A 7,193-nucleotide genomic window follows, 5' to 3' on the forward strand; every position below is an offset into this window, starting at 1 on the left:
TTGCGGCGGCGTGCCGACGCCAAGCGGCAGCACGCCGGCCAATGGCTTGCATGTGGACGTGGCGCAAGGCGCGATCGTGGTCGCCAACCCGGCCGGGCAACAAGTGTTCCAGTCCGGCCAGTTCGGCTATGTAGCCAGTGGGACCACGCCGCCCGTGGTGGTGCCGCCGGTCCGGGGCGTTCCTTTGTTGATTCCGCTGTCGATCAGCAGGAACGCGCCGCCAGCCGCGCAGCAGAGCGCCGCCGGCAAGGAAGTGGATTGTGTCGTGCAATAGGGTGTAATGCGCGATGTGCGCCGGTTGCTGCTGCGGCGTCGGCGTGCTTGCAACGCCGAGATGGTTTTAGAAGAGTAGAACCGACTCAGCCTGCAGCATGCTGATCCTGCGTGTCCCGGCGCCCTGCAGCAGTTCCTTTTCGATCTGATGGGACAGACCGGGTTTGGCGTGCGTGACGAGAATTTCCGGATCGCTCCTGAGCTTGGCCAGGTCGGCCAGCAGCAGGCTGGGGCAGAAATGTTTGGACAACACCGCCAGTTCGCGCTCGCTGTCGGGGAACGCCGCCTCGACGATCAGGTAGCGCAGCTTGTCGATGGTGTTGACCGTTTCCCACAATGCATCGCAACTGGTGGTGTCGCCGCTGAATACCATGCTTGCGCCGCTGCGCAAATCCTGCAGCTGATAACCGACCGCCGGCACCGTGTGGTTGGCCGGCAGCGCGGTGATGCTGCGTTCGCCGATGACCAGCGACTTGCCGACCTCGATGGTGTTGAAGCGCAGGAAGGGATTTTCGGGCGAGGGGATTTCGCTGAAGTCGGGCCAGATCTGCCAGTTGAAGATGTGCTTGCGGATGATGTCCTGCGTCGCCTGCGTGGCGTGCATGGTCAGCGGCGTGTTGCGCAGGTCGCCGACGCTGTCGAGGATGAACGGCAGGCAGGCGATGTGATCCAGGTGCGCATGCGTGATGAAGACGTGGTCGATGGCGGCCAAGGCATCCAGCGGCAGGTCGTTGACGCCGGTGCCGGCGTCGATGAGGATGTCGTGATCCGCCAGCAGCGAGGTGGTGCGAAGGGTATTGCCGCCTATGCCGCCACTGCAGCCGAGAATTTCTACGCGCATCGTATGGACCAGATTGAAATGATGATGGTTGCGACCCCGGAACGAATATGTTCCTGCGGAAATGTTCCGCGTCCCCGCGATTGCACTCTTGTTTTCTGTCTTGAGAGATTGCCTTCCGAAATCGAAATGTAGCAATCTATGCAACAGTTTCGATGGTAAGTTATCCGTCACCCTAAATCAATAAAAAGCACGGATCGCTTCGACGAAACAACAGGGAAACCTGACGCAGATCAGGCGCGTGAGGCGCAGAGTTTCCGTATGCCATCGCTAACGCGGGCGCGTACTGTCTCGTGACGGTAACAAGCGGGGAAAAAATGCTCTGCTTGACACTTTGTTGTCAGTATTGAAGCGTATCTTTCCAGAATCGCCCAGTGCGTTTTTTTACTGCATCGATCAATGCGATGCAGGCCAGCTGTCTCCTTGAGCCGATGAACAACATGAAAAACCAGCATCTCGATATTTCCCACCGCCTGGAAAAGCTGACCGAGCTCAGTGTCGAACTGAGCACCAATCGCAATATCCCGCTGCTGCTCGAGCGCATCCTGCAGACTGCGCGCAGCATCACGCTGGCCGATGGCGGCACGCTTTATCGCACCGTGGAAGACGAAGACAGCCTGGCGTTCTACATCTCGATCAACGATACGCTGGGCATGCACCAGGGCGGCAGCAGCGCGCAGAAGATCAGCATCCCCAACATCCAGCTGACCAGCCCCGACGGCAGCAAGAACCTCAGCGCGGTGGCCGCCTACGCCGCCAACACGCGCAAGTCGGTCAACATCCCCGACGTGTACCAGGCCGAAGGTTTCAACTTCTCCGGCATGCGCATGTTCGACGAAAAATTCGGTTATCACTCGCAGTCGTTCCTGACCGTGCCGATGCAGGACCATGAAGGCGAACTGGTCGGCGTGCTGCAATTGGTCAATGCCATCGATCCGGCGACCGGCAAGCCGCATCCGTTTTCCGAGACCGATCAATACTTCATCGAAGCGCTGGCGTCGCAGGCGGCCATCGCCATCACCAACCAGCAACTGATCTACCGGTTGGAAAACCTGTTCGAACATTTCATCAAGCTCATCAACATGGGCATCGATGAAAAGTCGCCGCATACCGGCCGCCATTGCGAACACGTGCCGGAGCTGGCGATGATGCTGGCCGAGGCCTCGCACCAGGCTACCGAAGGTCCGCTGGCGGATTTCCAGATGACCGAGCGCGATCGCCGCGAGCTGTGGGTGGCCGGCCTGCTGCACGATTGCGGCAAGATCACTACGCCCGACCACATCGTCGAGAAGTCGACCAAGCTGCAAACCATTTACGATCGCATCCACCTGGTCGACACGCGCTATGAAGTGCTCAAGCGCGACGCCGAGATCCGCGTGCTTAAAGAAAAATGCGCGCTCGGCGCGGCATTGACGGCGCAGAAGAGCGCCGAACTCGACGCCGCCCTGCAAGGCGAATGCGAGGCGCTCGATGCCGAACGCAATTTCCTGCGCAAGAGCAATGTCGGCGGCGAGGGCATGAAGCCGGACGACCAGCAACGCGTGCTGGAAATTGCCAAGCGCCAATGGCGCGGACCGGACGGCCAGATGCAGGACCTGCTGAACGCCGACGAGTCCGGCAACCTGCGCATCCGCGCCGGCACGCTCAACGACGCCGAACGCCAGATCATCAACAACCACATCGTGGTCACCATCAAGATGCTGGAGTCGCTGCCGTGGCCGAAGCAACTGCGCAACGTCACCGAATACGCCGGCGGCCACCACGAGCGCATGGACGGCAAGGGTTATCCGAAGGGGCTCACGCGCGACCAGATGTCGCCGCAGGCGCGCATGATGGCGATTGCCGACATCTTCGAGGCGCTGACTGCCGCCGACCGTCCGTACAAGAAGGGCAACACGCTCAGCGAGGCGCTCGAAATCCTCGGCGGCTTCCGCCTGCGCGACCACATCGACCCGGACCTGTTCGACGTCTTCGTGCGCAGCAAGGTCTACCAGCAATACGCCGACAAGTTCATGCCGGCCAGCCAGATCGACGTCGTCGATCACAGCAAGATCCCGGGTTTCGTTCCTTAATTCTCCTCGCGTCTGAAATTGCTTTCCCCGTTCGTGGCATGAAACCTGCCTCGAACGGAGAGGCGTGTCCGACGTCCGCCGACGCTGCGCTCGGATAGAATCTGCAAAAAACAAGGAGTGAGACGGTGCACCTGATCTGGCTGGAAGACTTCATCGAACTGGCGCGCACGCGCAGTTTTTCGCGCGCGGCGGAGAACCGCTTCGTCACGCACCCGGCGTTCGGTCGCCGCATCAAGGCGCTGGAGCAATGGGTGGGGGCCGAGCTGGTGGTGCGCACGCATCCGGTGTCACTGACGGCGGCCGGGCAATTGTTCCTCGACGCGGCGACGCATTCGACCGACGTGCTGTATGCCGCGCGGGCGCAATTGCAGGACGGCTCCGGGCCGGCCGAGAAGACCTTGCGCGTGGCGACCGGCCGCACGCTGGCGCGTACGTTTTTCCCCGATTGGTACGAGAACATCAACCAGCGCTTCGGTCCGTTCCCGGTGTCGGTCAGCACCGGCGGCGCGCAGGAAGTGATCTTGCGGCTGGGCGCCGGCGACGCCGATCTGCTGGTGATCTATTCGAGCCCGACCACACGCCTGTTGATCGATCCGATGCGATACGAATCGCTGACGCTGGCGCGCGAAATCCTGCTGCCGGTGGTGGCCGCCGACGCCAAGGGGCGGCCGCGCTTCAAGCTAGCGCCGGCCAATGCGGCGATCCCGACGCCGTGGCTGGGCTTTTCGCAATCGCTGACCTTGCGCGGCGTGCTGGCCAAGCATCTGGCCGGCTTGCCGAAGAAGGTGTCGCTGCGCATGGTGTACGAAGCCGACTCCTATGAATCCATCCACGAGATGGCGCGCCGCGGCGTTGGCGTCGCCTGGTTGCCGCAGCGGCTGGTGCAGGAAGACGTCAACGAACGTCGCCTGCTGGTCATCGGCGAACCGGAGATGCGGGTCAACTTCGACATTTCCTTGTATCGCGTACGCGGCAATGACGATGCGCTGGTCAATGCCATCTGGGACGGCGTCGCTTCGGATGCCATCGACCGCTCCTGAGGGTTGATCCGCTTGCTGCGGCCACGCTCCGCAGCAAAAAGCACAGGCCTGTGCCGAAACGGCAATAAGCAAAAAATCGCGCTCACTATACTCCGTCAAAGTTCTCGCAACGCATGTCGGTTCGTCTGGAAAGATGCTCACAAATAGGGTGCAATAGAGCACAACACGCACTATTTTCGAGCATCCTGCCAGACCTCTCGCAGCATTCGAGCCACCTAGAATAAGCACGCAGAAATGGCTGCCCCCGGCAGCAACACTGCGTAGCGCCAAGAGAGAATGGGAGTCACCGCATGTCAGCCGAATTCGAGTCGTCGTCATTGTCCGCAGCCACCGCAGCCACCGCAACCACGGCAGCCAAGCGCAAAAATCCCTGGAAAGAAATCTGCGCCGCCAGCATCGGCAACGCGCTGGAGTTTTACGACCTGCTGATCTACGGCTACTTCGCCGTGGTGATCGGCAAGCTGTTCTTCCCGACGCAGGACGAGACCACTTCGCTGCTGCTCAGCGTGGGCACCTTCGGCATCTCCTTCGTGATTCGTCCGCTCGGCGCCATCGTGCTCGGCTCCTATGCCGACCGCGCCGGACGCAAGGCCTCGTTGACCGTGTCGATCCTGATCATGATGGTCGGCACGGCGATGATCGCGTTTGCACCGACCTACGCACAGATCGGCATCGCTTCGCCGCTGATCATCATCGTGGCGCGTCTGCTGCAAGGCTTTTCCACGGGCGGTGAATTCGGCGCCGCCACCGCCTTCATGGTCGAGCATGCCGACGCCAGGCGACGCGGCTTCTTCGCCAGCTGGCAGTTGTCGACGCAAGGCCTGGCGACGGTGCTCGCGGCCGGCGTCAGCGCCTTGCTCAGCTATAACCTGACGGACGTGCAGCTCAACGACTGGGGCTGGCGCGTGGCGTTCTGCTTCGGCTTGCTGGTGGGGCCGGTCGGTCTCTATATCCGCAGCCAGATCGATGAAACACCGGAGTTCAAGAAGATCGCGGCCGAAGCCGCTGTCGCCAAGGCGGAGAAATCGCCGCTGATGCTCGTGCTGGTGCGCGACCGCGTCAAGCTGCTGCTCGCCATCGGCGTGGTGGCCGGCGCTACCGCCTTCAATTACGTTCACAAGCTGTACATGCCGACGTATGCGCTCAAGCAATTGCACATTCCCGCCACCTCGTCCTTCATCGGCGCGCTGATCACCGGCCTGGTGCTGATGTTGACGGCGCCGGTGTTCGGCACCTTGTCGGATCGCTACGGCCGCTTCCGCGTGCTGACGATCGCCATGGTATCGATCGGCCTGACCTCGTATCCGCTGTTCATGCTGCTCAACACCTGGCCGACCGTGACCACGCTGATCGCGGTGCAAGGCATCGTGGGCGTGCTGATCGCCGCCTGTCTCGGGCCGATCCCGGCGATGCTGTCGGACATCTTCCCGACCGAGACGCGCGGCACCGGCCTTGCCCTGAGCTACAACTTCTCGGTGACCTTGTTCGGCGGCTTTTCGCCCTTGATCGTGACGTGGATGATCGCCGCCACGGAGAACAAGATGGCGCCGAGCTTCTACGTCATGGCCACCGCGTTGATCAGCCTGGTTGCAGTGATCGTGCTGGGCCGCCGCATGGGACGCCATCCGACGCCGTAAGCGGAACGCCTCCTTCATTTCCTTATTTTTACTCATTTTCAATTCTTCAGGCCGGATGCGCAGCAGCGCATCCGTTCACATCGTCAGCCTGGACACCGGAGCACTCGCATGAAAACCTTGGAACAAGTACGCGCACAACTGAAACACTATCCGGTCGAAGTGGAATTTCCCGACATCGCCAGATGGCAGCACGGCAATACCGGCATCGACTACGTGCACAGCATCGACAGCGGTGTCGCCGGGCCGCACGTGATGATCATGGCGCTGATGCATGGCAATGAAGTCAGCGGCGCCATCACCGTCGGTCGTCTGCTGCAGGCCGACCTGCGCCCGTTGAAGGGACGCATCACGCTCGGTTTCGCCAACGTCGAAGCCTATCGCCGCTTCGATGCACGCAACCCGGATGCGACGCGTTACATTGACGAAGACATGAACCGTGTCTGGTCGTCGTCGCGCCTGGACGGCGCCGAGGACAGTGTCGAACTACGCCGCGCACGCCAGCTGCGTCCCATCATCGACACGGTCGACTACATGCTCGACCTGCATTCCATGCACGAAGAAGCGCCGCCGCTGATCGTCAGCGGTCCGCTCGAGAAAGGCATCCGCTTTGCCGCCGAGGTCGGCGCGCCGGAACACGTGATCATCGACGTCGGTCATCCCAACGGCAAGCGCATGCGCGACTATGCCGGCTTCGGCGATCCGGCCAGCGCCAAGAATGCCTTGCTGATCGAGACCGGCCAGCACTTCTCCACACGCAGCAAGGACGTGGCGATGGATGCGGCCTGCCGCTTCCTGATCGCCACCGGCGTGATGGCCGAGCTCGACTTGCGCGCCTTCATGCTGGCCGGCGCCCCGGCACCGCAGCGCTTCTTCCGTGTGACCGAGCCGGTGGTGGCGACGTCCTACGATTTTGAATTTGCCGAAGACTATCGCGGCATGGAAATCGTCGCCAAGGCCGGCACCGTCATCGCCCGCGAAGGCGCACGCGAATTCGTCACGCCGTACGACAACTGCGTCATCGTCATGCCGTCGCTGCGCCAGCTCGGGCCCGGCGTGACCGTGGTGCGGCTGGGCCACATCGTCGCGCGCTAGTCAGCCGTGCCAGTCACCTTCATCGGGGGAAATATGCGCATCATGGGAAGAATGAAGATCGGCAAGCGGCTGACACTGGGCTTTGCCGCCATCATGCTGTTGTCCATCGTCATCACGGCCATCGGCATCTGGCGTCTGCAGGCGGTGTCGGATGTCACGCGTGCGATGGTGGAGCACTCGGCGCGCAAGGAGCGCCTGATCTCGAGCTGGTACGGCAGCCTGCGCGCCGGCATATTACGCG

The 7,193-nt window shown here is 61.9% G+C and carries 5 protein-coding genes and 2 pseudogenes; 6 read left to right on the forward strand and 1 reads right to left on the reverse strand.

Annotation, left to right across the window (positions count from 1 at the left end; genetic code table 11):
- Window positions 1-274: pseudogene (locus tag HLUSI_RS0111985) on the forward strand (FecR family protein); the annotation flags it as partial.
- A 66-nt stretch (window positions 275-340) separates the two neighbouring features.
- Here the strand turns inward: HLUSI_RS0111985 and HLUSI_RS0111990 are convergent.
- Window positions 341-1,114, reverse strand: a complete 774-nt coding sequence (locus tag HLUSI_RS0111990) for a 3',5'-cyclic-nucleotide phosphodiesterase (protein ID WP_016834202.1) — start codon at window positions 1,112-1,114, stop codon at window positions 341-343.
- A 428-nt stretch (window positions 1,115-1,542) separates the two neighbouring features.
- On the opposite strand from HLUSI_RS0111990, the gene HLUSI_RS0111995 reads away from it, so the two are divergent.
- From HLUSI_RS0111995 to HLUSI_RS0112015, 5 genes and pseudogenes are all read left to right on the forward strand, one after another.
- Window positions 1,543-3,183, forward strand: a complete 1,641-nt coding sequence (locus HLUSI_RS0111995) for a GAF and HD-GYP domain-containing protein (RefSeq protein ID WP_016834203.1) — start codon at window positions 1,543-1,545, stop codon at window positions 3,181-3,183.
- A gap of 125 nt (window positions 3,184-3,308) precedes the next feature.
- Window positions 3,309-4,223: a LysR family transcriptional regulator gene (locus HLUSI_RS0112000; protein ID WP_016834204.1), complete on the forward strand. Its 915-nt coding sequence runs from the start codon at window positions 3,309-3,311 to the stop codon at window positions 4,221-4,223.
- Window positions 4,224-4,513: 290 nt separating this feature from the next.
- The gene (locus tag HLUSI_RS0112005) at window positions 4,514-5,860 is read left to right on the forward strand and encodes an MFS transporter (protein WP_016834205.1); all 1,347 of its coding nucleotides are present in this window, start codon (window positions 4,514-4,516) and stop codon (window positions 5,858-5,860) included.
- Window positions 5,861-5,968: 108 nt separating this feature from the next.
- Window positions 5,969-6,952 (forward strand): M14 family metallopeptidase, encoded by a 984-nt coding sequence (locus HLUSI_RS0112010; protein WP_016834206.1) that lies wholly within the window; start codon window positions 5,969-5,971, stop codon window positions 6,950-6,952.
- A 6-nt stretch (window positions 6,953-6,958) separates the two neighbouring features.
- Window positions 6,959-7,193, forward strand: a pseudogene (locus HLUSI_RS0112015) (hypothetical protein); the annotation flags it as partial.

The organism is Herbaspirillum lusitanum P6-12, from assembly GCF_000256565.1.
Lineage (GTDB): Bacteria > Pseudomonadota > Gammaproteobacteria > Burkholderiales > Burkholderiaceae_D > Herbaspirillum > Herbaspirillum lusitanum.

Excerpts from the sequence above, each read along its gene's own strand:
- HLUSI_RS0111995 (WP_016834203.1), top strand. The coding sequence starts at position 1,543 with ATGAACAACATGAAAAACCAGCATCTCGATATTTCCCACCGCCTGGAA.
- HLUSI_RS0112010 (WP_016834206.1), top strand. The coding sequence starts at position 5,969 with ATGAAAACCTTGGAACAAGTACGCGCACAACTGAAACACTATCCGGTC.
- HLUSI_RS0112005 (WP_016834205.1), top strand. The coding sequence starts at position 4,514 with ATGTCAGCCGAATTCGAGTCGTCGTCATTGTCCGCAGCCACCGCAGCC.
- HLUSI_RS0111990 (WP_016834202.1), bottom strand. The coding sequence starts at position 1,114 with ATGCGCGTAGAAATTCTCGGCTGCAGTGGCGGCATAGGCGGCAATACC.